This is a genomic window from Verrucomicrobiaceae bacterium (genome assembly GCA_016713035.1).
GTDB lineage: Bacteria > Verrucomicrobiota > Verrucomicrobiia > Verrucomicrobiales > Verrucomicrobiaceae > Prosthecobacter.
The window spans coordinates 271,159-295,546 of record JADJPW010000007.1 but is presented as its reverse complement, the minus strand read 5'-3'; the positions used below and the strand labels follow the sequence as shown (position 1 = coordinate 295,546).

The following is a 24,388-nucleotide window of genomic DNA, read 5'->3' as shown; positions in this document are numbered from 1 at the left end:
CCGACTCATTCACCTGCCATCATACAGCCTCTCCCTATGCGACGAGGCCCCGCTTTGGATCGGCGAACGTCCGCGTTCATACATCGAATCGGCAGTGAAACACGCCCTCGATCCAGAACACCGATACCCCTGCCTCGATGAGTAAACATCAGGCAAAAATATCACTCACAGCCTTCCCTTTGCCATCCTCGGTCACGTAAAAAGGCCGCCCCTCGATGTCGAACTCCGTTTTTGGGCTAATACCCATCGCTGTCATGATCGTCGCGTGCAGATCCATCACGCTCACAGGGTTCTTCGTCGCGATAAGTGGCCGTTCATCCGCCGTCTCACCATAGATATACCCCTTCTTCACTCCACCGCCAAACATGGCCACGCTCGTGCCACCAGTGAAATGCCGATGCAGTCCATAATGCTGCGCCTCACTGATCGTCTCGACCTTAAAAGTGGCTTGGTCGCTCGCATTCGAGCCTGGTTTGCCCTCGATCAACGCATCTCGGCTAAACTCGCTGGCGATGATGATCAGCGTGCGGTCAAGTAACCCCTTCGCCTCCAAATCGAGCACCAACTGCGCAATCGGCCGATCAATCTCCTTATGCAGTCCATCGACCGTATCATGCCCACTCTTATGCGTATCCCAGTAGAGGAATGGGACATACTCTGTCGTCACCTCCACGAAGCGTGCCCCAGCCTCGATCAAACGCCGGGCCAATAAGCAGCCACGGCCAAAACGCCCCGTATCATACTTCGCATAGCTCTCCTTTGGCTCCAGTGTGATGTCGAATGCCTCACGCTCCTTTGCACTGAGCAGGCGATAAGCATTATCCATGCTACGCAGCATCGACTGCTGCTGGTAATCACTCATAAAGTCACGCTGCGGACTCTGATCCACCAGCTTACGGAACAAGCGATCACGATTCGCAAAACGCCCGGCATCCATGCCCTTTGGCGGCTTCACAGACTGAGCCGCCTCCTCTGGAAAGGGTAAATTCATCGGCCCGAATTCACTGCCGAAAAATCCAGCGGTCGTAAAAGCCTTCAACTCCTCACTCTCGCCCACTCCTTCGAGTCGCTGGCCGATATTAATAAAGGCAGGCATCACCGCATTGCGTGGACCGAGCACCTTTGCCATCCAAGAGCCGATATGTGGACACGCCACCGTCTGCGGCGGTACATAACCCGTGTGCCAGTGATACTGATGCCTCGAATGCAAGATGCTACCTAGGTCAGGCTGCACCGCGCTACGGATCAGAGTCCCGCGGTCCATCACCTGGGCGATGTTTTCCAGCCCCTGGGAGATTTTCAGGCCATCGACGACCGAATCGATCGCGGGAAAAGTCGAGAGCATTTTCTTGACCTCCAACCCCTTCTCAAAAGGAGAATAGCGCTTTGGATCAAACGTATCCGGCGCAGCCATGCCGCCCGCCATCCACAGCAAAATGCATGCGTCAGCCTTCGCGGGTGGGTGTGTCACCTTCTCGCCCGTCTTTGCCCAGATCGCACTCGGCTCCCCTGTCATCCACGCAGCGGTGGATGCAGCTGCGAGTTTCTTCAGAAAATCACGGCGCACGAGGTGCTCTGGCAGACAAGGATCAAAATCATTCATGATGCCTAGGGAAACGCCATTGGATGCAGAGAGCTGTCATTTGAGTGTAGCATCGTTTTGCGCATCGGCTTTGCGATAGAGCGACGTCGGGATCAGCAATTGCGGCGGCACATCGTCGCCCTTTTGATAAGCAATAAAAGCCTTCACGACCTCGACCCCCATTTTATCGGGGAACTGGATAGGGTCCGCGTAGATTTTTCCTTCTTTAATCGCCTGTTTTCCCTCTGGCTGGCCATCAAAGCCAATCAAAACGACCTGCTCAGCACGGCCAGCCTTTTCCAGAGCACCGCGTGCCCCAAGAGCAGATGGATCATTGATCGCGAAGATGCCCACGAGATCTTTGTGTGCCTGGAGCATATCCTCAGCCGCTTTGTAGCCCTTATCTTTTGCGCCCCCGCCATCGAGCTCGCTCACGATTTCAATTTGAGCCACCCCACGGGCATTATGCGCCGTGATCACCTCTTTAAAGCCCTTCACGCGTAGAATACAGGACTCCACCTGTTTCAGATCCAGCACGCCCATTTTCCCACCACGTCCTCCCAGCGCCTCGATCATAGCCTGCGCCGCCTCTTTACCACCACCGAGATTATCCGTCGCAACCTGCGACACGATTTTAACACCCGGCTCAAGGCATGGGACATCCACCGTGAAAACGGGAATACCCGCAGCATTCGCTTCAGCGATCACCGGCACGATCCCCTTTGAATCACAAGGACTCAGCACGATAGCCGCCGCCTTCTTGACGATAAAATCCCTCACCTGATTGCTCTGGCGCCCCACATCCTGGTCCGCACTCAGTACCACGGCCTCATATCCATGCTTCAGCGCTTCACTGGCGATATGATCACCGATCACCTTAAAAAATGGATTTTGCAGCGTCAGCAACGAAACGCCAATAACACCCTTCGACGCCGCTAAAGCCGTGGAACTCACATTCAACAGCAGCCCCACACCAATCAGCATCAACACGCATTCACGTCGCAAACGGATGAAGTGTCCATTCACAGGAGTTCTGCACGGACGACTAGAAACGATGAATGAATAAACCATGCCGCCATTCTGCAAGTCAACGACCACACTGCAAGCAAGATGGCGTGTTAGGCAAGTCAATAAATAGTCTGTCCCTTTATAACATACCGCTTGCGATGCGCCGATTCGTTGCCAGTTTCGCCTTCGCCACTCTACTACATTTCACCTCTCCATCATGCGCCAGGCTCGGCTTAAGGCTCCCAAGCATCTCCCCTTCGCTTACTACCACTGCGTCTCTCGTGTGGTCGATCGTGGCTTTCGGCTCAAGGAGCAGGAGCGTGAGATGTTCGTCGGGCTCATGCGCATGTATGAAACGCTCTGCCAGGTGCGGGTGGTGACGTTTTGTGTGCTCTCGAATCACTTCCATGTGCTCGTGGAGGTGCCACGCAGGCCGGAGGTGTTGCCGACAGAGGAGGAGGTGCTGGGGATTGTGCGCAGGGCTTTTGGGAAGGCGACGGAGGGGCAGGTGCGGGCGGAGGTGGAGCATTTGCGCAAGATCGGAGCGCAGGCGGAGGCGCAAAAGATCATCGACGGGCTGATGGCGCGGATGTGGGATATTTCGGCGTTTATGAAGTCGCTGAAGCAGCGCTTTACGCAGTGGTTTAATAAGAAGGAGAAACGCAAAGGCACGCTTTGGGAAGAGCGCTATCGTAGTACGCTGGTGGAGGGCGGTGGGACGGCGCTGGCGATGGTCGCCGCGTATGTGGACCTGAATCCGGTGCGGGCAAAACTTGTCGCAGATCCCAAAGATTATCGGTGGTGCGGCTATGCGCAGGCGGAAGCGGGGATCAAAGTGGCGAAGAGCGGCATCGAGCTGGTGGCACGAGGGCAATTGGAGGGACGCAAACCCGAGGAGGGCCATGTGCAGCACTACCGGAAGCTCTTGTTTACCTGGGGCACGGCATCGAAAACGAATGCGGATGGGACAAAGAAGGGTGCGATCAGCGAGACATCTCGGCGTGAGGTGATGAAGCGCGGTGGGAAGCTACCGGTGGCGGAGGCGCTGAGGTGCCGGGTGAGATATTTTACCGATGGAGCGGTGATTGGGGGCAAGGAGTTCGTGAACGCGATCTTCAAGAGCCAGCGGAAGCGCTTTGGGGCGAAAAGGAAGGATGGAGCACGGATGGTGCGCGGGATCGAGATGGCTGAGGGCACGGAGAAGCTCTGCACGCTGCGAGATCTGCGCGTGGAGGTGTTTGGAGATCTTTAAAAGTCGCGGGTTATGCTCCCGGGCCACCAGTGTCGAGTTCGTGGCTGACTTCTTGGAAGGCGGTGGTGAGGGCTTGCCAGTCGGCGGCGGTGGTGTGCCAACCGGAGCTGATACGGACGACGCGTTTGAGCTCGGTAGGGCTTGCGCCGAGGGCGGTGACGACGATGGAGCTGCCTTCACGACCGGAGCTGCATGCGCTGCCTGTGGAGATGCTGAAGCCGCGGCGGGAGAGGCGGATGAGCCATTTGAGATTGTCATGCGCGGGCATGACCATGAGTACGGTGTTCCAGAGCCGAGGGGCACCAGCGCTGATGATGCGGATGTGGGGGAAGGCGCTGGTGATGGTGTGAATGAATGTGTCTCGTGGCTCGGGGCTTTGCGGGTGTGCGTTTTCGAGCGCGGTGACCATGGCTTCGATGGCAGGATAGTTTTCGGTGCCGGCACGGCGTCCGTTTTCTTGTGGGCCGCCGTGATGGAAACGGATGTGCTCGTCTTCGTGGCGCAGGACGAGGAAGCCACAGCCTTTGGGACCGCCGAATTTATGGGCGCTGCCGGTGATGTAGTCGCATTGGCCGAGATGGGTGCTTTCGAGTTTACCGATCCACTGGGCGGCATCGGTGTGAAAGGGGATGCCTAATTTGCGACAGTGGGCTGCGGCTTCACGCCAGGGTTGCAGGACGCCGCTTTCGTTGTTGGCGGCTTGGATGGAGACGATGGCGGCATCATGCGGGATCTGAAGCTGACAGATGCCGTGCGCATCGACGGGTATTTCGGTGACGTGGGTGTGGTGATGTGCGGGGGCGCGGACGCTGGGATGCTCGATGGCGCTGATGGCGGTTTTGCGGCCGTGGTAAGCGGCGAAGAGCATGTTGTTGGACTCCGTGGCACCGGAGGTGAAGACGATGCGATTTGGCTCTGCGCCGAGGAGGTTGCCGAGGCGTTCGCGGGCGTTTTCGAGCTGTTGGGCGGTGTGGCCTGCGTGGCGATAGAGGCTGCTGGGATTATGCCAATGCTGGTCGGTGGCGCGGAGCCATGCTTGGCGTGCGAGCGGATGAAGTGGGGTGGTGGCGTTGTTGTCGAAATATGTGTTCATGCCGTTTTCACGCGTTGGGGATGGGCATAAATGTTCATGGTCTGGCCACGGAGGAAGCCGATGAGGGTTTGACCGCTGTTTTCCGCGAATTCGACGGCGAGGCTGCTAGGGGCGGAGATGGCGGCGATGAGTGGGATGCCTGCAGCGAGGGCTTTTTGCATCATTTCGAAGGAGACGCGGCCACTGAGGAGGAGGATGTGGTTTTGGAGTGGTAGGAGGCCGTTTTGAAGTGCGTAGCCGAGAATTTTATCGAGGGCATTGTGGCGGCCGACGTCTTCGCGAATGCACTGGAGGTGCCCTTGGAGGTCAAAGATGGCGCAGGCGTGTAATCCACCAGTTTTGGCGAATGCGGGCTGTGATTGGCGTAGGAGGTCTGGGAGCGTGGCGAGGAGTGCGGGCTGAATTTGCCAGGGGGAGGGCGGTACGGCGGGAAAGTGCTGGAAGATGCTTTGGAGGCTGGTTTTGCCGCAGAGGCCGCAGCTCGATGTACTGAAGACGTGGCGTGTGAGGTGGTCCCAATCGACGATGGCTCCGCCGAGGAGGACATCGACGATGTTGCCATGCTGATTGTTGACGCTGGGGCATTGGGAGACCTCTAGGATGTCGCGTGGATGCTTGATGACGCCTTCGCTGACGAGGAAGCCGGTGGCGAGTTCTTCATCATGGCCGGGGGTGCGCATGACGACGGCGACGCTGCGGCCTTCGACGCGGATTTCGAGCGGTTCCTCGCGTGCGACGATGTCATCGGCGTGGTGGGAGCTGTCGGCAGCCACTTTGAGCACGCGTAGATCGGCGGTGGTGGCGGAGTTCATGTGGCGGAGTCCATGAAGTCGGCGGGGAGGATGCCGACGGGGACGTGGCGTGGCTCGGCGATGAGGCGGACGAGTTTGTCGAAGATGTCGCGGCCTTTGACGATTTCGATTTCGACACGCATGAAGTAGAATGGGATGTGGGTGGGCGTCATCGCAGTGGGGAAGCGGACGAAGTCTTTTTCCGTGGTGACCATGAACTGCACATCGCGGCGGGTGCAGCGTTCGATGAACTTGGTGAGGTCTTCTTCGTCAAAGCGGTGGTGGTCTGCGAAGCGTGCGGTGTGCTCGATGCGGGCTCCGAGACGGCGGAGGCCGTTTTCGAAGCTCTGGGGGACGGCGATGCCACTGAGGGCTCCGACGCTTTTGCCGCTGAGGCCATCAAGGGGGAGTTTTTCGCCAGTGTGGATGTTTTCGAAGTGTAGGGCACGGTGGCGGCACTCGATGATCTCAGCGGCGCGGTTGTAGCGGCGGATCTGGGTGATGAGGTCGTCACTATCGCCATCGCTTTTGGTGATGAAGATGTAGCTGGCACGGCGGAGACTGCGGGGAGGCTCGCGGAGGGTGCCGTAGGGGAGCATGCCGCCGTTGCTGCCAAAGGGGGCCGTCTTGTCGATGAGGACGATGTCGTGGCGGTGCTTGAGTTTCAGATACTGCAGGCCGTCATCGAGGAGGAGGACATCGGCTCCGAGGTGTTTGATGGCGTGGGCTCCTGCTTTGACGCGGTTTTTATCGACGACGACGGGGACGCCGGGGCAGTTTCTGGCGAGCATGTAGGGCTCGTCGCCGGCGGTGTGGGAGTCGAGGAGGACGTTTTCGCCATCGGAGACGATGCGTGGGGGCTTTGCGGCGGGTTTTTCTGCGAGGCCGAGCCGGTGGCCGATGCGTAGGATGAGGGAGGTCTTTTTTTGACGCTTGCTCTTGTAACCGCGGCTGAGGATGCAGACGCGGCGCCCGCGGTCACGGAGAGACTTGGCGAGGAGCTCGACGACGGGCGTTTTGCCGGTGCCTCCGACGGTGAGATTGCCAACACTGACAACGGGAACGCCGAGGTGGTGATCATGGATGTAGCGCTCGCGGTAGAGCCGGAGGCGAAGTGAGACGGCACTGGAATAGATGACGGATAGGCCACGGAAGACGATGCGGAGGAGTGTGGCACGGATGCCGCGGCGTCCGTGCACCACGACTTCCGTGACGAAGCTCTCCAGATCCTCAAGGGTGTCTCTCATGTGTGGGTGGAATGGAGCGCACGCTGCGGGGATGCTCAACAGGCTCTTCCATGCGTGGTAAGAACGGTTTGTGCGGGGATCACTTGGAGTTGCGGGGCAGCTGGACCTCTGCGATGAGGCCGCCGCCGAATGGGGCACCTAGGCGCAGGCCGACAGCGACCTCCGGCAGATGGTACTCCTGGCCGCTGAGGTGATCACGCCGCCGTGAGAGTATGCCGAGGAGGGCTGCGATGACTGCGGCGATGATGAGGCCGATGGAGAGTATGAAGAAAAGGCTTTTTTCCGGCGAGCCGAAACGGCGCTCGCCTTTCAATCGCATGGTTTCGAGCTGACGCATGGTGCTGGAGAATTCGAGCACGGCTTCGGAGATGCGCTCGTCGATGGTGAGCCCTTCGCGGGCCATGATGGTATCGGTGCGGCGTGTGAGGTCTGCGAGTAGGCCGGCTGGGTAGCGATCCCAAATATCTGGTGAGAAGGAGTAGCCGAGGAGATTGCCCGCACGGTCGTAGCCGAGGAGGATGGCGGGGTGCTCAGGACTCCAGTGGTGGCGTGTTTCGCGTAATTGTTGGCGGAGTGTTTGGCCGGAGGGGGTAAAGGATGTGGCGGTGAGCCAGAGATCACACTTGATATCTTGGCTGAGGGTATTGAGCTCGCTGACGAGCATGGCCCGGGTGGGGGGCTCGAGGGCGCGGGTATCGTCATAGATGCCGTCGGCTGGTGCGGGCATCTCCTGGACTGGCACGGCAGTGGCGGCACCTACTCCAGAGAGGATGATGGCAGCGAGTCCCAGCCACCGCAGTAGGGAGGGGAGGAGGGGAGTGCTGGGAGAGGGGAGGGGGGACATACCGGAATTTTGAAGGACTGCCTATATATAGAGAGCGGCGCTTCGCGAGCGGGGAATGGGGGTGTCGGTGGCAGGCTTGTGAAAGTTTTCACAAAATCGTGTTGCTGGCCTATCTGCGACGGCGAATAAGTCGGCTCCTTTTACCCCCCTAAATACCTGATCGCTCCACATGCCGACCGTCACCCGTGAAATCGAGGCCCCCGATGTCGCCGCCCGCGCGGCAGGCCACCTCGAATCTTTGGAAGAGGTGACTCAGGACATCGTGGGGGAGAAGCTGGTGCTCAATATGGGCCCTAGCCACCCTGCGACGCATGGGGTGCTGCGCCTCGTCCTGGAGTTGGATGGCGAGATCATCACCAAGGCGGACCCAGATGTGGGCTTCCTGCATCGTGGGGATGAAAAGATCGCCGAGAACATGCACTACAACCAGTTCGTGCCTTATACAGACCGACTGGACTACCTGGCACCGCTGGCAAACAACGTGGCCTATGCTCTCGCCGTGGAGAAACTGATGGGCTGGGAGCTACCTGAGCGTGGGAAAGCCATCCGCGTGATCTGCTGCGAGATCGCGCGGCTTTCGGCACATCTACTCGGTGTGGGAGTCTTTGCCATGGATGTGGGAGCGATGACGGTGTTCCTCTACACCTTCACAGAGCGTGAAAAGATCTACAACCTCTGCGAGCAACTGACGGGAGCACGTTTTACGACGAGCTACACACGAGTGGGCGGCCAGACGCGTGATCTGCCAGAGGGCTTCGAGGCCCGAGTGACGACCTTTTTGAATGAGCTGGAGCCAGTGATCGAGGAAATCGACAAACTGCTCTCGCGGAATCGCATCTTCATCGACCGCACGCAAAACATCGGTGTCATCACGCGTGAGGAAGCCATAGCGTATGGCATCACCGGGCCGAACCTGCGAGGCTCGGGCGTGGAGTTCGACGTGCGCAAGGCTCACCCATACCTCGACTACGAGAAGTATGAGTTCGACATCCCCATCGGAACAAAAGGGGACTGCTACGACCGCTACCTAGTGCGTATGGAGGAGATGCGGCAGAGCATCCGCATCCTGCGCCAAGTTTTCAAAACACTGCCTGGTGGCGCGATCAATGTGGCCGAGGCCAAGGGCCTGCTACCGAAAAAAGAAAAGGTGCTCATGAAGATGGAAGAGCTCATCCATCACTTCATCATCGCCACACAAGGTATCGATGCTCCTGCGGGTGAGGTTTATTTCTCTGCGGAGAATCCGAAGGGCGAGCTCGGCTTTTACATCAACAGCACTGGTGGCGGAGTGCCGCACCGGCTGAAGATCCGCAGCCCCAGCTTCCTGAATCTGTGTATCCTATCGAAACTACTCGTCGGCCACATGATCAGTGACGTGCCATCCGTGCTCGGCAGCCTCGACTTCGTGATGGGCGAGTGCGACCGCTGATTTCTTGAAACCAACCCAACGCTTTCTGACCGACACACCGCATGGCCTTTGAAGTTCCAGCCGAATTGGAGAAAAAGATGGATGAGGCCATCTCGCACTACCCCGTATCCAAGCGCAGCGCCGTGCTGCCGCTCCTCCATCTTATGCAGCATCACTTTCGCTATATCAGCGAAGAAGCGGTGAACTGGGTCGCGGCAAAGCTGGGCCTGGAGCCGATTCAGGTGCTCGAAGTCGTCACTTTCTACCCAGGCTTCCGCCAGAGTGCTCCTGGCAAATATCACATCCGCGTGTGCCGCACACTCTCTTGTGCCATGGCAGGCAGTTATGAGCTGATGGAGACGTTTTGCCAGAAAACGGGCATCGACCGCTCACACTGTGATCATCACCACCCCATCGCAGTTAGTGCAGATGGGAAATACAGCATCGAATTCGCCGAATGCCTCGCCAGCTGTGGTTTTGGCCCTGTTTGCATGGTGGAGGACGATTTCTACGAGAAGGTCGATGCCGCGAAGGCGACGGACTTACTCGCAAAATACGCGTGAAAAACAAAACGGCGGCCAGAGAGGCCGCCGTTCGCATATTGAAACTGGGCGTTAGTAATCGTCATTGATCACGCCATGACACCACATCGTCGCCAGTGAGCTGCATGATGTCTTTACCAGCGCTGTAGATACCCACATCGGTCGGGAGATACTCAGGGGGCGGACTAACTGCGTTTCGAGACATTTTGGGATCTTGGTTCTGCATGTCAGGATTCTGGATTTTCCGATCCATATTCGTATCAAGGATCACCCAATAAGGCTGCGCCCAAAGATCCACGAGGCGAAAAGGAGGCTGCGCACCGACAAGTCCGTTGCGACCATTTTGCGCCATCTTGAAAGTCGCGAACTCGATCCCCTTGGGGTTGATGCTTTCTGGATCAGGCTCCGAGGCGGTGCCGCTCAGGTTCGCCGCATCGCCCATGAGTGTTTCGATGAGAATCGTGTTTTCATCCGTCTGGAAAGCTTGGGCATCTTCATCACCACCGCCGGCCTGTTCGGGATCAATGGGGTAGCGATTGTACTCGACTTGATAGCTGTTCACACCGTTGCGGATGGCGATGATGGTATTGCGCACTTCGAGTTTACGTGCGTCTTCCATCATCTTCGGAGCCTGCGAGATGACGAGTCCAGCGAGTACCGCGATGATCGTAACTACGACTAGTAGCTCGATGATAGTGAAGCCCTGGCGGCGAGGATAGGGCGCGGTAGCAGTGAGTTTCATGATGGTGATGTGCTTGATGAGGTGGAGTTGAAAAGATTCGCGAAGAGCACAGCGAATGCGCCGCGTTAATCGTGATTTCCCCGAGTGTATCAGGAATAGAAGCGATGCGTCAACATCTCTGTCATTGCTACAGAGCACCTTCATCGCGACATCCATTTCAGAGCAAAGAACTTCATCGCATTGCGAGCACGCGTGAACTTTTCATTGTCAACAAACGCCTTGCATCATATAATTCATCAATATAGATCGGCGATTCAATCCCACCTAACACATCGACATCACACACGGATCGCATTGATCGACCGAAAATAAAATATGGCTAAACAAGCAACCAGCGGCGCAAAGAAAGTGAAATACGTTTATTCCTTTGGAGCAGGAAAAGCGGACGGCGACGGCTCCATGAAAGCATTGCTCGGAGGAAAAGGCGCGAATCTCGCAGAGATGAGCCGCATCGGTCTTCCAGTGCCTCCCGGATTCACGATCAGCACGGAGGTCTGCACCTATTTCTACGCGTACAAGAAAAGCTATCCTGCGGATCTTCAGAAGCAGATGGAAGCCGGTATCGCCTCCATGGAAAAAATCATGGACGCGAAATTCGGCGATGCCAAAGGCATGCCGCTTCTCGTCGCGGTGCGCTCCGGTGCCCGTGACTCCATGCCAGGCATGATGGACACCATCTTGAACCTCGGCCTCAATGACCAGACAGTTCTCTCACTCGCTGCTGCGACCAAGAATGAGCGTTTCGCTTGGGATTGCTACCGCCGCTTCATCCAGATGTATGGTGACGTCGTTCTCGGCGTCCAGAAGACTGAAGGCGAAGATCACGAGCCCTTTGAAGTCGTCATCGAAGGCTTCAAACACAAAAAGTATCACAAAGACATCCTCGATAGCGATTTGACCGCTGAGGACCAAAAAGAACTCGTCCGCCTCTTCAAGCAGCTCGTCAAAGAGCGCACGGGCAAGGTTTTCCCGAATGACCCATGGGATCAGCTTCGCGGTGCCGCTGGCGCCGTGTTCGGTTCCTGGATGAATGACCGCGCGATCGTCTATCGCCGCAAATACAACATCCCCGCTGAGTGGGGCACTGCCGTGAACGTCCAAGCGATGGTCTATGGCAATACCGGCGACGATTCTGGCTCCGGCGTGGCTTTCACACGTAATCCGGCCAACGGCGTCAATGAATTCTACGGTGAGTTCCTCATCAATGCCCAGGGCGAAGACGTCGTCGCAGGCGTCCGCACCCCTGAGCCAGTTCTTGAGCTCAAGAAGGCGATGCCAAAGCCCTACGCCGAGCTGCTCAAAGTCCGCCAAATCCTTGAAAAGCATTTCAAAGACGTTCAAGACGTCGAGTTCACTATCCAGCAGGGCAAGTTGTTCATGCTTCAGACCCGCAATGGCAAGCGCACCGCTGCCGCCGCACTGAAGTTCTCCATGGACATGGTGAAGGAAAAGCTCATCGACTGGGAAACCGCCGTCCTACGCAATCCAGCCGACCAGCTCGAGCAGCTCCTCGCTCCTGACTTCGACCTCAGCGAGATCAAAAAGGCCAAGGAACTCGCCAAAGGTCTTCCTGCCGGTCCTGGTGCCGCCTCCGGCACCATCTACCTCAATGCGAACCGCGCCGCCGCCGCCGCAGAAGCCGGTGAAACCGTTCTCCTCGTCCGCAACGAAACTTCCCCTGAAGACCTTCGTGGCATGATCGCCGCTGCTGGCATCCTCACCGCCAAAGGTGGTGTCTCCAGTCACGCCGCGCTCGTTGCCCGCCAAATGGGCAAAGTTTGCATCTGCGGTGCCTCCGCCGTCGAAATCGACTACGACAAGAAGACCGTCACCATCGCAGGTGAGGTCTTCCGTGAAGGCAAAGACAGCCTCAGCATCGACGGCACTGCCGGCACCATCTATGGTGGCAAAATCAAGACAGGCCCCTCCTCCATCGTCACGGGTGCCCTCCATGGCGACAAGGCTGCACAAGCCACGGAGAAGTATAAGAGCTTCCAAACTCTCATGAACTGGTGCGGCAAGGCTGCCCGCCTCCAGGTCCGCACGAATGCCGATAATCCTGAGCAGACTCAGAACGCGATCGCTTTCGGTGCACAGGGCATCGGCCTCACCCGCACAGAGCACATGTTCTTTGAAGGGGACCGTATCGACGCCGTCCGTGAGATGATCCTCGCTGACAATGTCGCTGACCGCGAAAAAGCACTCGCCAAGCTCCTCCCATATCAGCGTGAGGACTTCACCGGCATTTTTGAGTCCCTCAAAGGCCTGCCTGCGACCATCCGCCTTCTCGACCCACCCCTTCACGAATTCGTTCCGCATGAAGAAGCCGCTCAGGCCGACCTTGCGAAGAAAATGGGCGTCTCCGTCGATAAAGTGAAGTCCCGTGTCGCCGCACTGCATGAGTTCAACCCCATGCTCGGTCACCGCGGCTGCCGTCTCGGCATCGCCTACCCAGAAATCACGGCCATGCAGGCCCGCGCTATCTTTGAAGCCGCCGCAGACGTGGCGAAGAAGAAGATCAAGGTGAAGCCAGAGGTCATGGTCCCGCTCGTCGGCTTCAAGAAGGAGCTCGATCTCCAGGTCGAAATCATTCACCGCGTCGCCAAGGCCGTCATGGCCGAGAAGAAGATAAAGTTCGACTACATGGTCGGTACCATGATCGAAGTGCCCCGTGGTGCCCTCACCGCAGACGAAATCGCGCAAACCGCCGAGTTCTTCTCCTTTGGCACGAATGATCTCACCCAGACCGCACTCGGCATCAGCCGTGACGACATGGGCTCCTTCCTCATGCCCTACACGGAGAATGAGATCTTCAAAAAGAACCCCTTTGCCACGCTGGACACCACTGGCGTTGGTCAGCTTATCCAGACCGCCATCACCAAAGGCCGCAGCACCCGCCCCGACATCAAGCTGGGCATCTGCGGTGAGCACGGTGGCGATCCTGACTCCGTGAAGTTCTGCCACAAGGTGGGACTGAGCTACGTCAGTTGCAGTCCTTTCCGCGTCCCCGTCGCCCGCCTCGCTGCTGCGCAGGCCGCCATCGAGGAAAAGCGTGCAGCCACCAAGGCTGTCGCCGGTAAAAATGTCCGTGGCTCCGGCTCTGCTGGTGCCTCGGCAAAACAAAACAACAAAGCAACCAACAACAAACAGAGGATAAACACCATGGCTAAAAAAGCTGCAAAGAAAGCCGCCAAGAAGGCTGCCAAGAAGGCCCCCGCAAAGAAAGTCGCTAAAAAGGCTGCCAAGAAGGCCAAGAAGTAACTACACGGCGGCCTAAGCCGCTGTAGCGGGCCTCGGCTCCGCTCAAAAGCCCTGTGGGGGAAACTCCACAGGGCTTTTTAGTGCTCACGAGGAGCCGTTATCTATCCCGCAATCGCGACTTACAGTTGATCATGTAGCTCACGCACTTTTTTCGCGATGCGGTCTTCCACATCTTCTGCCCAGCCAGCCGCTGCTTCATAGCCACCCTCCTTGAGCACACGGAGACTCGGCATGTAGCCCGTGTAGTCGTTCGAGTAGCCTGCTACCCATACTCCCGCCTCGCCGGCGAACTCGCGTTTGAAGCGTAGTGAGTAATCCACTACCACCTCACTGCCCAGTGTGATGAAAGTGAGGTCCTTGCCCATCTTGATCACTTGCACCGGATACAGATGGTCCTCACGACCCGGCTTCGCATAGCTCAGGGGGATCTCTGCATAGGCAGCACGGATCGGGCCATTCACCGGCCGTGGATTGACCGTGAGTGCCATCTCGACCGCATTGGAAAGAGAGCGCCCGTGCTGCATGGAGAGCTCTAGATCCGTGATTCCCGGCACCACATCACTGCGGCGCGGATATGGATTTTGATCACCTCCGCAGCCCATCAAAAACAGCGCGGTGAAGCCGGGTCGGTGCTCTTGCAGATACTCCTGCGCCCAGCCGGCGTAGTCACCGCACCAGTTGTAAAAGCCCAGACTCGTGTTGTGGCAGGCATAGCCGAAGAGCGTCGCCTGGAGTGCTCCATCGGGGGCTTCTACGCGGAGAGCAGGCACCTCGTGATCCACGGGGCCATTCGGGTTCGGGGCTTTATTCGCGTTCGGATGCTCGGGGGGTAGCGTGTAGTCACGCCTGCGATTCATTGCGAAACCACAGCGTGCCTTATTCCACGTCAGCCGCGCAGGCTGCATCTGCGCCAATGCCTTGCCGATGATGGCTACGAGATCGTTTTGTAGTTTCTGCGTGTACTCCCAGGCATCACGGGCTCTGGCATCATCCTTTTCTGTCAGTGGAGTCGTGCGCAAAGTCGGTCCACTATGCGTGTGTGAGGCATTCATGACCAGATTCGCCTTCGGGAGGCCGAGTTCCTTTTCCGCTCTTTCTGCCACGGCATGGCGCAGCAGTTGAGGCACACCGAAGAGGTCCAGAGTCACGAAGACCAGCTTGGTGCCCTGCTCATCCTGCAAAGCGAGTGCCTTGGCAAAAAGCTCCTGCACCTTCCCCTCCGCAGGCTTCTTGCGTGCGGCGTAGCCAGCCATCCAGAGCATTTTTTGCGGTGTGACCTTCATTACCGCAGTGCCAGCCTTCCATGTCGGCTGCAAATGCGGTGCCACCGACTTCGGCGGAGCTGGTGGTGATAGAGGTGTCGCACCGGGAGGCGCGGCTGACACGATGCAGGCGAGTGTGGCGGAGAGGAGGAAGGCGCAGAGCTTCATGAGCAATTTACGGCCTTCACCGCGTTTTTTCTTCCACGCTATGTCACGCATCACCGCCATTGAGACTGCCATCCCCACCGGCATCATGCCGAATCTGTTGCTCCTCCGCATTCATACAGAGGACGGCTTTATCGGCTGCGGAGAGACGTACTACACCCCCCAGGCCATCGCTTCGCTCATCCATGATTGGATGGCAGAAAGGCTGCTCGGGGCCGATGCGCTCGCCATCGAGTCGCATTGGCGCTTCATTTATGAGCGCTGCACGCCATTTGGCCATCCCGGAGCGGAGATGCGGGCACTCTCGGCCATTGATCTGGCATTGTGGGACATCCTCGGCCAGGCCTGTCAGCAGCCCGTCTATCGACTGCTCGGTGGTCCCGTGCGTGATTCGATCCCGGTTTACAACACCAGCGGCGGCCCCAGCTACGGAGCAGTATCTGGTGCCACAGCAGCAGCAACGCGTCATCCTGGTTGGCCAGGTTACGGCGACATCGGCGTGCAGGGTCCATTGCAGGATAATTGGTCCTCGCATCACGCGGCGGGTGATCTCGCAGAGGAGCTGCTCGCAGAGGGCATCACGGCGATGAAACTCTGGCCCTTTGAACGTGCAGCGCATCGAAATGGTGGCCTGCATATTTCTTGGCAGGACGTGGATGAGGCGATGAAGCCACTGAGGGAGATCCGCGCTCGTGTGGGCATGAAAATGGACATCGCCATCGAGGGCCACGCCTTTTTCCAGCTCCCCGCCGCACTGCGCATCGCCGAGGCGCTGCGTGAGATCCAGCCGCTATGGCTGGAGGACGTGTTGCGCGTCGATCACGTCGGCACCCTGGCCGATTTCCGCCGTCGTAGCAGCCTCCCCATCGCCGCTAGCGAGATGCTGCTCGGGCGCAAAGAATACCTCGCCGTGCTTCAGGCCCAAGCCTGCGATTACTGCATGGTCGATCCCACTTGGAATGGCGGCATCAGCGAAACACGCCGCGTCATCGACATGGCGCAGGCCTTCAACATTCCTGCCACCATCCATGACTGCACGGGCCCGCTGACACTCTTCTCCGGGCTGCATCTCGCCGCCGCATCTGCCAATGTCGTCTTCCAGGAGACGGTGAGAGCCCACATTCGCTCCTTTTACGACAAGCTCGTCGATACTCAGCCCATCATCTCCGGCGGGAAAGCCGCCTTGCCCACCGGTGTCGGCCTCGGCACACGCCTCCGTGATGAACTCTTCTGTGAAGGCGCCCATTCCTGGCGTCGTAGCACCATGCGGTGATCAATCCTCCTCATCCCGTTTCGCAAAACGGCGGCGGTGCCAGATCAGCCAAAGTAGGCATAACAGACACCAGGTCCACGCGGCATAGATATGGTGGGAAACGAGCGTCGAAGGCATCCATGCGGGCGTCGCACGTGTCGTCGCGGCCAAAACGCCCAAAAACACGAGAAAGCGCACCCACTTCGACTTCACGAAAAAACCGTCCAAATCGCCGCTATGGCCGAAAAGCACGCGTGAGCCGACAATGAGCATCAAAAGGCCAAATCCGCCGATGTAGAGCAAATGCTCCACACTCACACGCTGGTCATAAAACCAGCCCGTGAGCCCTAAACCCGCCAAACCCATCCCCAGTGCCCAAAACAGGCCCGTCGTGAGTGATCCAGCCTGCTGTGTCTGCCATTTCACCTCCATCCAGAGATAGAGCAGCGCCACGAGCGCACGCAGCGTGTAGCCGGTCATCACTTGGCCATACGCCTCGATGAAAAAGCTCCCCACCACCAGCGCCGCAGCCATGAGTGAGCGGATCAGCTTCACACGACTCTGCGCGGCTGACTTCGGATCACCGAAATCACCACCGAGCATGCGTGGGAACACAAACGAGCCGATCCCCAGCACGGGAGGTAGCAGCAGCCCCTGGTAGAGCAGCAGATTCGCCAGCCGGTAGCGCGGCGGGTCCGAGTAGATCGACCCATCGAGTAGCAGCAGCACGCCCGCGATGCCGCAGCTCAAGCCAGTCAGTGCCAGCAGCATCTGCGGCGGGGGTGCTTCCTTGCGAAACACCACCACACGTACCACGAGGCATAGCAGCAGCGAAATGAGCAGCGCCGCGAAAAAGCCATCTCCCCATGCCAAGCGCTGCATGAGGTGACTCACCGCGCAAGCCTGATGCAGAGCAAAAAGCCAGATCAGCTCCACTGGCGTGAGCTTCGGAGCCGTCGCCATGCGTGGCCCTGCCGTCCCGAGAAAGCCCACCACGAAGGCACCGCCGAAGGCTTCGATCATCAACCGCGCATGGACGAAGTTCGGGTAGAAACCGATCTGCTGGGCATAAAACAGCGGCCACAGCGCCACACCGATGATGCTCCACATCGCTCCACTTGCGAAGAACACCCGGTAGGGCTCCGCTGCGATCCAGCGCAGGCCGTGCTTTAGCGGGCCTTTGGCTTTGTGTTTCTTGTGCTTGCAGGCCGGGAAGTTGCTCATATCACGCGCACTAAACGCGATAAGTCGGGCTCTTGCACTGCAATCGCAAGTTCCGGCGCACACAACGCAATTGATAGTAATGCCAGCCGGGGCACCGGCCGTTTTTTCTGCCCTCTCATGAAGTTCATACTCACCTCCCTTGCCACCATCACCGCAGTGATGACACTACTCATCAATGCTGCCCTCGCCGCAGATCCAGCCACTGTCGCTACTGAAACCGCGACAAATACCGTCTGCCCCGTCACCGGAAAACCGGCTGATCTCGCCATCACCACCGAGTATGAGGGGCGTAAGTGGGCCTTTGCCAAAGAAGCCTGCAAAACCAAATGGACTCAAGCACGTGAAGCCAGCCTATATCACAAACTCGGAGGCAAAGCTGCCATGGATGCCGCAGTGGATGCCTTTTATGTCAGAGTGCTCGCCGACAAACGTGTGAATCACTTTTTCACGGACGTCAGCATGGACAAGCAGCGTCGGAAGCAGAAAGAATTCCTCAGTGCTGCCTTTGGTGGCCCTGTGCCATGGACGGGTAAAGACATGCGCAAAGCCCATGCAGGCATGGGTCTCACGGAAGAGCACTTCAACGCCATCGCGGAAAATCTCGTCAACACGCTCAAGGACCTCAAAATCAGTCAAGACCTCATCGACCAAGTCGTCGCCGTCGCACTCACCACCAAGGATGACGTGCTCGGTCGGCCCAAAAAATAACCGCAGGGCATAATTCTGGCTCTGAATTCACCTCAAGGTGGCGTTTCCTGCGCCGCCATGAGGTTTTTTCTTTTCGCCATGCTCTGTCCGTCCCTCTTTGCCGCCCAGATCGGCCCCTGGGACATCTCCGCGCTGCAAAACCATGTCCCCGCCATGAAATGGCTGCGGCAGGACCAGCCCGTGCATTCGCTCACCTACGCGGGGGAGAAGTATCAGGGTCGCGAAACTGAGGTTTTCGCTTTCTACGCCTCACCGACCACGCTGGGCGAAAAGACGAGCGCCAAGAAATTCCCCGGTGTGGTGCTCATCCACGGCGGCGGTGGCACCGCCTTCGCCGAGTGGGCTCTGCTTTGGGCCAAACGCGGCTATGCAGCCATCGCGATGGATCTGAATGGCTCCCAGCCACCAGCGGTGGTCTTTGACGAAAAAGGCGCTGTGAAAAGCAATGCACACGATCAGAAAACCCGCACCCGGCTCGCTAATGGCGGCCCACCGCATGGTGCGGCGGAGAAGTTTGACAGCATCGGTGGCGACAGCAGTGATGACTGGCCCTTTCACGCCGCTGCGAGCGTCATCCGTGCGCATACCCTGCTGCGCAGCTTTGCGGAGGTGGATGCAGAGCACACCGCCGTCACCGGCATCAGTTGGGGTGGCTACACCACCTGCCTCGTCGCCTCGTTGGATGATCGCTTCAAAGCTGCCGTGCCCGTCTATGGCTGCGGCTTTCTGCATGTGGGCGAGTCCGTGCAAAAACCCGCCATCGACAAGCTCGGCGAGCGCAAGGCCCTGTGGGTCAAAGAATACGATCCCGGCAGCCATTTGCCACGCTGCCGTGTGCCCATCTTCTTCGTCAATGGCACCAACGACGTCCATTATGTGCTCGATAGCTACATGAAGAGCTACGCCGCCGTCCCTGGAGAAAAACACCTGCGCATCCAGGTGAAAATGCCCCATGGCCACCCGCCCGGCTGGGCCCCGCAGGAGATCGGGGCCTTCATCGACTCCAAGTGCATCCCTGCCGGCACACGGGTAAAAGGCTCCGACGTGACGACCCCGCATCCGCTGCCCGTGCTCGCCGCCGTGCAGATCCAGGCAGAAGGCATCGAGTGCCTGGTGGACACCGTGAACAGCCAGCCCGCCACCGCACTGCTCCACTACACCACCGATACCGGCCTACGCTCCGCACGAGAGTGGCAGAGCCAGCCGGCGACACTCGAAATGCGGGCCATGAATGGCAGTGGGGCCTCCTTTCCTCCCAATACCTCATCAAAGCCCCGAAACTGCCCACAGGTGCCAATACATGGTTCCTTTCCGTCACCGACAGCCTCGGCAGAATGGTCACCAGTACCGTGCAGTTTGCTCCCTGAGAGTCCCTTTGGCCCTGTAAATACCACTTGCCGCCTGGGGGTAGGCGGGTAGCATCGCGGCCCCTTTCGCCCGGCCATGTTGGCTGGGACAAAGGCTCAATACTCAGCCCGATCCACCGAATCAGCTCCCCCGTGAGCCAGAGCGCCGTCCCTGTGACAGCGTGCGGAAGAAAAGGCACCTCAGATACCACATGTCATCCCCTGTACTCGCCGAACTCGTCGAAGCTGGCGTCCACTTTGGACACCAGACCAAGCGCTGGAACCCCAAGATGAAAAAATTCATCATGGGCTCCCGCAACAACATCCACATCCTCAACATCGAGGAGACCGTCAATCAGATCGACAAAGCCGCTGACTTCCTCAGCGACCTCGCCCGCAAGCACAAGCGCATCCTCTTTGTCGGCTGCAAGCGCCAGGCCCAAGAAGCCGTCAAACAGGCCGCAGAAGCCTGCCAGCAGTATTATGTGAACCACCGCTGGCTCGGCGGCACCCTCACGAACAACGAAACGCTGCGTAAATCCATCGCACGCCTGAACTACCTCGAAGACATCGAGAAGAAGCCCGAGTTCAAGCAGATGTCCAAGAAGGAGCTCGCCTCCCTCAACCGCGAGCGCATCAAGCTCGAGCGCAACCTCCGTGGTATCCGCCACATGGACAAGCTCCCTGACGCCGTCGTCATCGTCGATGCCGCCCGTGAGCACATCGCCGTCTCTGAGTCCCGCCGCCTGCGCATCCCCATCGTCGCCCTCGTGGACACGAATGCGGACCCCTCCCTCATCAATTACCCCATCGCCGCCAACGACGACGCCATCCGCTCCATCCGCATCATCCTGCAGAAGCTGATCGACCCCGTCATCGTCGCCACGGCTGAAGCGAAGAAGTAATCCATTTTTCACCCCCTAAACCTGAACTAATCATGGCACACGAACTCTCCGCGAAAGTCGTCATGGCCCTGCGTGACAAAACCAACGCAGGCATGATGGATTGCAAAAAAGCCCTCAAGGAAGCCGAAGGCGACATTGAGAAGGCCGAAACCATCCTCCGCAAAAAAGGCATCACCAAGGCTGAAACCAAAGGTGACCGCCAGACCAAGGAAGGCATCATCTCCTCCTACATCCACATGGCAGGCCGCATCGGCGTGCTTATCGAAGTGAACTGCGAAACCGACTTCGTTGCCCGCAACGAAATCTTCCAGGCCTTCGTGAAGGACATCTCCCTCCACATCGCCGCCTCCAATCCGAAATTCATCGGTCGTGAGGAGATCCCTACCGATCTCATCGCCAAGGAGCGCGAAATCGCCGCCGAGCAGGTCAAGGGCAAGCCCGAGGCCATCGTCGAGAAGATCGTCCAAGGTAAGATCGACAAGATCTTCGCCGAGCAGTGCCTCCTGGAGCAGGCCTTCATCAAGAACCCCGACATCACCATCGGTGACTTCGTGAAGAGCAAAATCGCTGAACTTGGTGAAAACCTCGTCGTGCGCCGCTTCGTCCGCTACGCCGTCGGCGAAGAAGTCTGAGCCTCCGAATAGCCAAAAATCACGAAAAGGGCGGATCATCACGATCCGCCCTTTTTTCATGTTTCCGCTGCGGTGAATCCTGCGCTAGCCTTCGTGCCCACCAATGCCCGCAAACCGCTTCTACAATGCCTTTGACACCGCCACGCTCCATGAGCGTCGTGTTTTCGACGGCGAGTATCGCAGCGCCTTCCAGATCGACCGCGACCGGATCATCCACAGCAGCGCCTTCCGCCGCTTGCAGAGCAAGACGCAGGTCTTTCTCTCCGGTGAATACGACTTCTACCGCACGCGGCTCACGCACAGCATCGAGGTGGCGCAGATCGGCCGCAGCATCTGCGGGTGGCTGCGTCAGCAGCGGGATATTCTCGATGACGAGTGCTTCATCGACCCCGATCTCGTCGAAAGTGCCTGCCTCAGCCATGATCTGGGTCATCCGCCCTTCGGCCACGCGGGCGAGCGCACGCTGCACCGGCTCATGGAGCCGTATGGCGGCTTTGAGGGCAATGCACAGACCCTGCGCATTCTCACACAGACACTCTTTAGCGAAGGCCGCGCCGGCATGAACCCCACGCGTGCGCTGCTCGATGGTGTGCTGAAGTATAAAACCCTCTTCACCGAGCGGCCCGCTGGCAAAACCAACCACTACCTCTACGACGACCAGGAAAAGTGGCTCGACTTCACCATGGGTGAGCAGGCCTTTCCCGTGGAGCTCACACCGGGCAAGCTACGCAACGGCTTCAAAAGCATCGAATGCCAAATCATGGACTGGGCGGACGATACGGCCTACTCGCTCAATGACCTCGCGGATGGCATCCGCGCCGGATTCATCAATGTGACCAGTTTGGAGCACTGGGCGGCCAAACAGACGCTCGATGCCACACAGAGCGAGTACATCGTCTTCTTGTGCAAAGCCATGCGTGATGACCGCGTCGAAGGCAGGCTCAACCGCCTCATCGGTGACTGCATCCATGCGACGAAGCTCATTCCTGCGGCCAATTTTCTTACTGCCAGCACGCGGCGGCATCAGTTTGAGCTTCAGATCGATCCAGCGCTGCGTTCACGAGCGGATCTGCACAAAAAAATCTCCCTCGAACTCGTCTTCCGCAGCCCGCAGCTCCAGCAGCTCGATCATAAGGCGGATTTCATTCTCCAGCGGCTCTTTGAAGTGCTGCATGATCGCTACATCGAGCCCGCGCAGCCCAAAGGCCTGCGCCTCATCCCCGAAAACATCGAAAGCGAGATCGCCGCCGCGCCAGATGCGAAAGTGAGAGCGCGGCTGGTCTGTGACTGGGTCGCGAATATGACGGACCGTTTTGCCTTCCGCACCTACCGCCGGCTTTTCGATGCCGAGTTCGGTTCCATCACGGATTTCGTTTGAGGGCTGTGCGCTATCCTTGGCTAAGCAGTGTTTTAAAACCCACCAGCAAAGACCAAGCGAAGCAAAGTAGCCATCTCGCTCCGTCGAGATGCGCGAGAAGGCTTTCGCCAGCATGTAGGATGCGCGGAGATCGTAAACCAGAGAGTTTGCAACGCGTCCAGCTCATCTCGCGGAGCGAGATGGCTACTTTGCTGGTGCCTCTTTCGTTGCCTATGGGCGGTTTTCAAAAAACGCCTCAGCTCACGACATCTCGCAGCATGGACTCGAAGTTCTCTGCCATCTGAGTGGCACTGTAATGAGCACGTACTCCAGCGAGGCCGGTTTTAGCGATCTGGTCGCAGCGGTCCGCATCGAGCAGGAGGCTTTCGAGAGCATTGGCGAGAGATTCGACGTCGTCGGGCTCGCAAAGGAGGCCACCGCCGGTTTTTTCGATGATTTCTGGGAAGGCACCATGCCGTGGCTGCACCACGGGCACGCCGCTGGCGAGTGCCTCGATGACATAGAGGCCAAAAGCCTCGCCATAGGTCGCGGGGACGCTCAGGATGGTCAGATCGGAGAAGAAGTGGACTTTGTCTTTGAAGCTGAGATTCGGGCGGAACTCGACGCGCTTTTCCAGCCCAGCGGCAGCGAGTTTCCGGCGCTGCTCCTGGATGTATTTTTCATCGGAGTCGGTCTTGGCACCGCCGATGCGTAGCTTCACACGCGGCACGCTGCCGCGCTGGGCGAGTAGGATGAAGGCATCCACGAGTGTGGTGAGCCCTTTGCCGTGAATCATGCGGGCGAAGTAACCGATGGTGGGCCAGTTCGGGTCTGGCGTGGCCATGGTGAAGCTGGTGGCGTCGATGCCGTTGGGGATGACGGTGATCTGCTCCGCGCTGAGGCCGAGGCGCTTGCGCATGTGATCGGCGTAGTAGTAGCTCGGGGCGATGAAGCGGCGGATGCTCGCTGCATTGCGCCGCATGGCCTCCCATGCCTGCTCACGATACGGATCTGGCAGTGTATCGAGGAAGCTGTCCTCTCCCTGGAGTGAGCAGATGACAGGCACGCCGAACTCTTTCTCCATCGTGGGTGCTAGGCCAGAAAGGAGGCTGTTAGAGAGGGAAATGACCTCGAACTTCCCTTCACCGCGGATCCAGGTGAGGAGTTTTTTCCACTCGCCCCATTGGCGGCCTTCGCTGCCCATGAGGCTATCCAGCGTCATTTCGCCGAGTGCTTTGGCACTGGTCATGCCGATGCGCCTGGAGGCCTTGCGCAGTTTTTCGGGCTTATTGAGCCAGCGATGGATGAATCCGGGCATGTGGTGGAACCACGGCATCTTCTGCTGCAAGTAGAGTGAGACACCACCCACCTGCACCGCAGGCTCCTGGGCGCTGAATTCGCGGTCCGTCACCAGCGGCAAGTACAGCGGTGCCATGACGGCATCATGCTTGCGGAAACGCAGCGCCCGGATCAGCGCATGATCCCGCAGGCAAGATCCGCAATGAAAGGAACCTGTGCCGGGGGTGAGGTGGAGGAAGCGCATGTTTGGGGTGAAGGGGGGTGCCTAGCATGACGTATCCAGGCCAAAAGTCGAATGATAGACGTTCTGGAAGGCAGAAGAGCGAAGATCAGGCTGCCTGAAGTGCCGATTGTACTGTTTGTTTAATTGAATCTTGCCAGTCAGCAGGTGTGAGTCAAATTTGAGACATGAGTGTCGAGCAAATCAAACGAGAGATTACGGTCCTGACGGAATCAGAGCTTGATGAG

General features: G+C 58.4%; 20 protein-coding genes. 10 read left to right on the top strand and 10 right to left on the bottom strand.

All coding sequences use genetic code 11. From position 1 onward, the window contains the following. Positions 1–148: 148 nt before the first annotated feature. Together IPK32_20705 and IPK32_20700 are read right to left on the bottom strand one after the other, a co-directional pair. A complete protein-coding gene (locus IPK32_20705; protein ID MBK8094311.1) occupies positions 149–1,603 on the bottom strand; it encodes a DUF1501 domain-containing protein in 1,455 nt (484 codons plus the stop codon). 36 nt (positions 1,604–1,639) lie between these two features. Beyond that, on the bottom strand, positions 1,640–2,566 hold the full coding sequence (locus IPK32_20700) for a substrate-binding domain-containing protein (protein MBK8094310.1): 927 nt from the start codon (positions 2,564–2,566) through the stop codon (positions 1,640–1,642). 241 nt (positions 2,567–2,807) lie between these two features. Between IPK32_20700 and IPK32_20695 the strand changes: the two genes are divergently transcribed. Further along, positions 2,808–3,842 carry a transposase gene (locus tag IPK32_20695; GenBank protein ID MBK8094309.1) on the top strand — a complete coding sequence of 345 codons (1,035 nt, stop codon included), beginning with the start codon at positions 2,808–2,810 and terminating at the stop codon, positions 3,840–3,842. A 10-nt stretch (positions 3,843–3,852) separates the two neighbouring features. Here IPK32_20695 and IPK32_20690 read toward each other — a convergent pair whose 3' ends face one another. The 4 genes from IPK32_20690 to IPK32_20675 all read right to left on the bottom strand — a co-directional run bounded on the left by IPK32_20690 (position 3,853) and on the right by IPK32_20675 (position 7,817). Beyond that, positions 3,853–4,935 (bottom strand): aminotransferase class V-fold PLP-dependent enzyme, encoded by a 1,083-nt coding sequence (locus tag IPK32_20690; protein MBK8094308.1) that lies wholly within the window; start codon positions 4,933–4,935, stop codon positions 3,853–3,855. After that, a complete protein-coding gene (gene fdhD / locus IPK32_20685; GenBank protein MBK8094307.1) occupies positions 4,932–5,747 on the bottom strand; it encodes a formate dehydrogenase accessory sulfurtransferase FdhD in 816 nt (271 codons plus the stop codon). Before fdhD ends, IPK32_20690 begins: the two co-directional genes overlap by 4 nt. Beyond that, positions 5,744–6,973: a tetraacyldisaccharide 4'-kinase gene (lpxK, locus tag IPK32_20680; GenBank protein ID MBK8094306.1), complete on the bottom strand. Its 1,230-nt coding sequence runs from the start codon at positions 6,971–6,973 to the stop codon at positions 5,744–5,746. The genes fdhD and lpxK overlap by 4 nt, the downstream gene beginning before the upstream one ends. A 79-nt stretch (positions 6,974–7,052) precedes the next feature. Continuing rightward, entirely contained in the window at positions 7,053–7,817 is a 765-nt protein-coding gene (locus IPK32_20675; GenBank protein MBK8094305.1) for a hypothetical protein, read from the bottom strand. 169 nt (positions 7,818–7,986) lie between these two features. On the opposite strand from IPK32_20675, the gene nuoD reads away from it, so the two are divergent. Together nuoD and IPK32_20665 are read left to right on the top strand one after the other, a co-directional pair. After that, positions 7,987–9,246, top strand: a complete 1,260-nt coding sequence (nuoD, locus tag IPK32_20670; protein ID MBK8094304.1) for an NADH dehydrogenase (quinone) subunit D — start codon at positions 7,987–7,989, stop codon at positions 9,244–9,246. A gap of 41 nt (positions 9,247–9,287) precedes the next feature. Beyond that, entirely contained in the window at positions 9,288–9,788 is a 501-nt protein-coding gene (locus IPK32_20665; protein MBK8094303.1) for an NAD(P)H-dependent oxidoreductase subunit E, read from the top strand. A gap of 61 nt (positions 9,789–9,849) precedes the next feature. Here the strand turns inward: IPK32_20665 and IPK32_20660 are convergent, their stop codons facing one another. Beyond that, entirely contained in the window at positions 9,850–10,509 is a 660-nt protein-coding gene (locus IPK32_20660; GenBank protein MBK8094302.1) for a type II secretion system protein, read from the bottom strand. 315 nt (positions 10,510–10,824) lie between these two features. On the opposite strand from IPK32_20660, the gene IPK32_20655 reads away from it, so the two are divergent. Further along, entirely contained in the window at positions 10,825–13,770 is a 2,946-nt protein-coding gene (locus tag IPK32_20655) for a pyruvate, phosphate dikinase (protein MBK8094301.1), read from the top strand. A 119-nt stretch (positions 13,771–13,889) separates the two neighbouring features. Here IPK32_20655 and IPK32_20650 read toward each other — a convergent pair whose 3' ends face one another. Continuing rightward, the gene (locus IPK32_20650; protein ID MBK8094300.1) at positions 13,890–15,200 is read right to left on the bottom strand and encodes a neutral/alkaline non-lysosomal ceramidase N-terminal domain-containing protein; all 1,311 of its coding nucleotides are present in this window, start codon (positions 15,198–15,200) and stop codon (positions 13,890–13,892) included. Here IPK32_20650 and IPK32_20645 point away from each other — a divergent pair. Continuing rightward, positions 15,199–16,470, top strand: coding sequence for a mandelate racemase/muconate lactonizing enzyme family protein (locus IPK32_20645; GenBank protein MBK8094299.1), 1,272 nt, complete (start codon positions 15,199–15,201; stop codon positions 16,468–16,470). The genes IPK32_20650 and IPK32_20645 overlap by 2 nt on opposite strands. Here IPK32_20645 and IPK32_20640 read toward each other — a convergent pair whose 3' ends face one another. Then, positions 16,471–17,673, bottom strand: a complete 1,203-nt coding sequence (locus tag IPK32_20640) for an NnrS family protein (GenBank protein ID MBK8094298.1) — start codon at positions 17,671–17,673, stop codon at positions 16,471–16,473. A gap of 159 nt (positions 17,674–17,832) precedes the next feature. On the opposite strand from IPK32_20640, the gene IPK32_20635 reads away from it, so the two are divergent. The 5 genes from IPK32_20635 to dgt all read left to right on the top strand — a co-directional run bounded on the left by IPK32_20635 (position 17,833) and on the right by dgt (position 22,642). Further along, entirely contained in the window at positions 17,833–18,381 is a 549-nt protein-coding gene (locus IPK32_20635) for a group 1 truncated hemoglobin (GenBank protein MBK8094297.1), read from the top strand. A gap of 57 nt (positions 18,382–18,438) precedes the next feature. Next, positions 18,439–19,800 (top strand): acetylxylan esterase, encoded by a 1,362-nt coding sequence (locus IPK32_20630; protein ID MBK8094296.1) that lies wholly within the window; start codon positions 18,439–18,441, stop codon positions 19,798–19,800. Positions 19,801–19,939: 139 nt separating this feature from the next. Continuing rightward, a complete protein-coding gene (gene rpsB, locus IPK32_20625) occupies positions 19,940–20,632 on the top strand; it encodes a 30S ribosomal protein S2 (GenBank protein ID MBK8094295.1) in 693 nt (230 codons plus the stop codon). 32 nt (positions 20,633–20,664) lie between these two features. Next, entirely contained in the window at positions 20,665–21,264 is a 600-nt protein-coding gene (tsf, locus tag IPK32_20620) for a translation elongation factor Ts (protein MBK8094294.1), read from the top strand. Positions 21,265–21,367: 103 nt separating this feature from the next. After that, a complete protein-coding gene (gene dgt / locus IPK32_20615) occupies positions 21,368–22,642 on the top strand; it encodes a dNTP triphosphohydrolase (GenBank protein ID MBK8094293.1) in 1,275 nt (424 codons plus the stop codon). A 235-nt stretch (positions 22,643–22,877) separates the two neighbouring features. Here dgt and IPK32_20610 read toward each other — a convergent pair whose 3' ends face one another. Next, a complete protein-coding gene (locus tag IPK32_20610; protein ID MBK8094292.1) occupies positions 22,878–24,164 on the bottom strand; it encodes a glycosyltransferase family 4 protein in 1,287 nt (428 codons plus the stop codon). Positions 24,165–24,388: the final 224 nt, after the last annotated feature.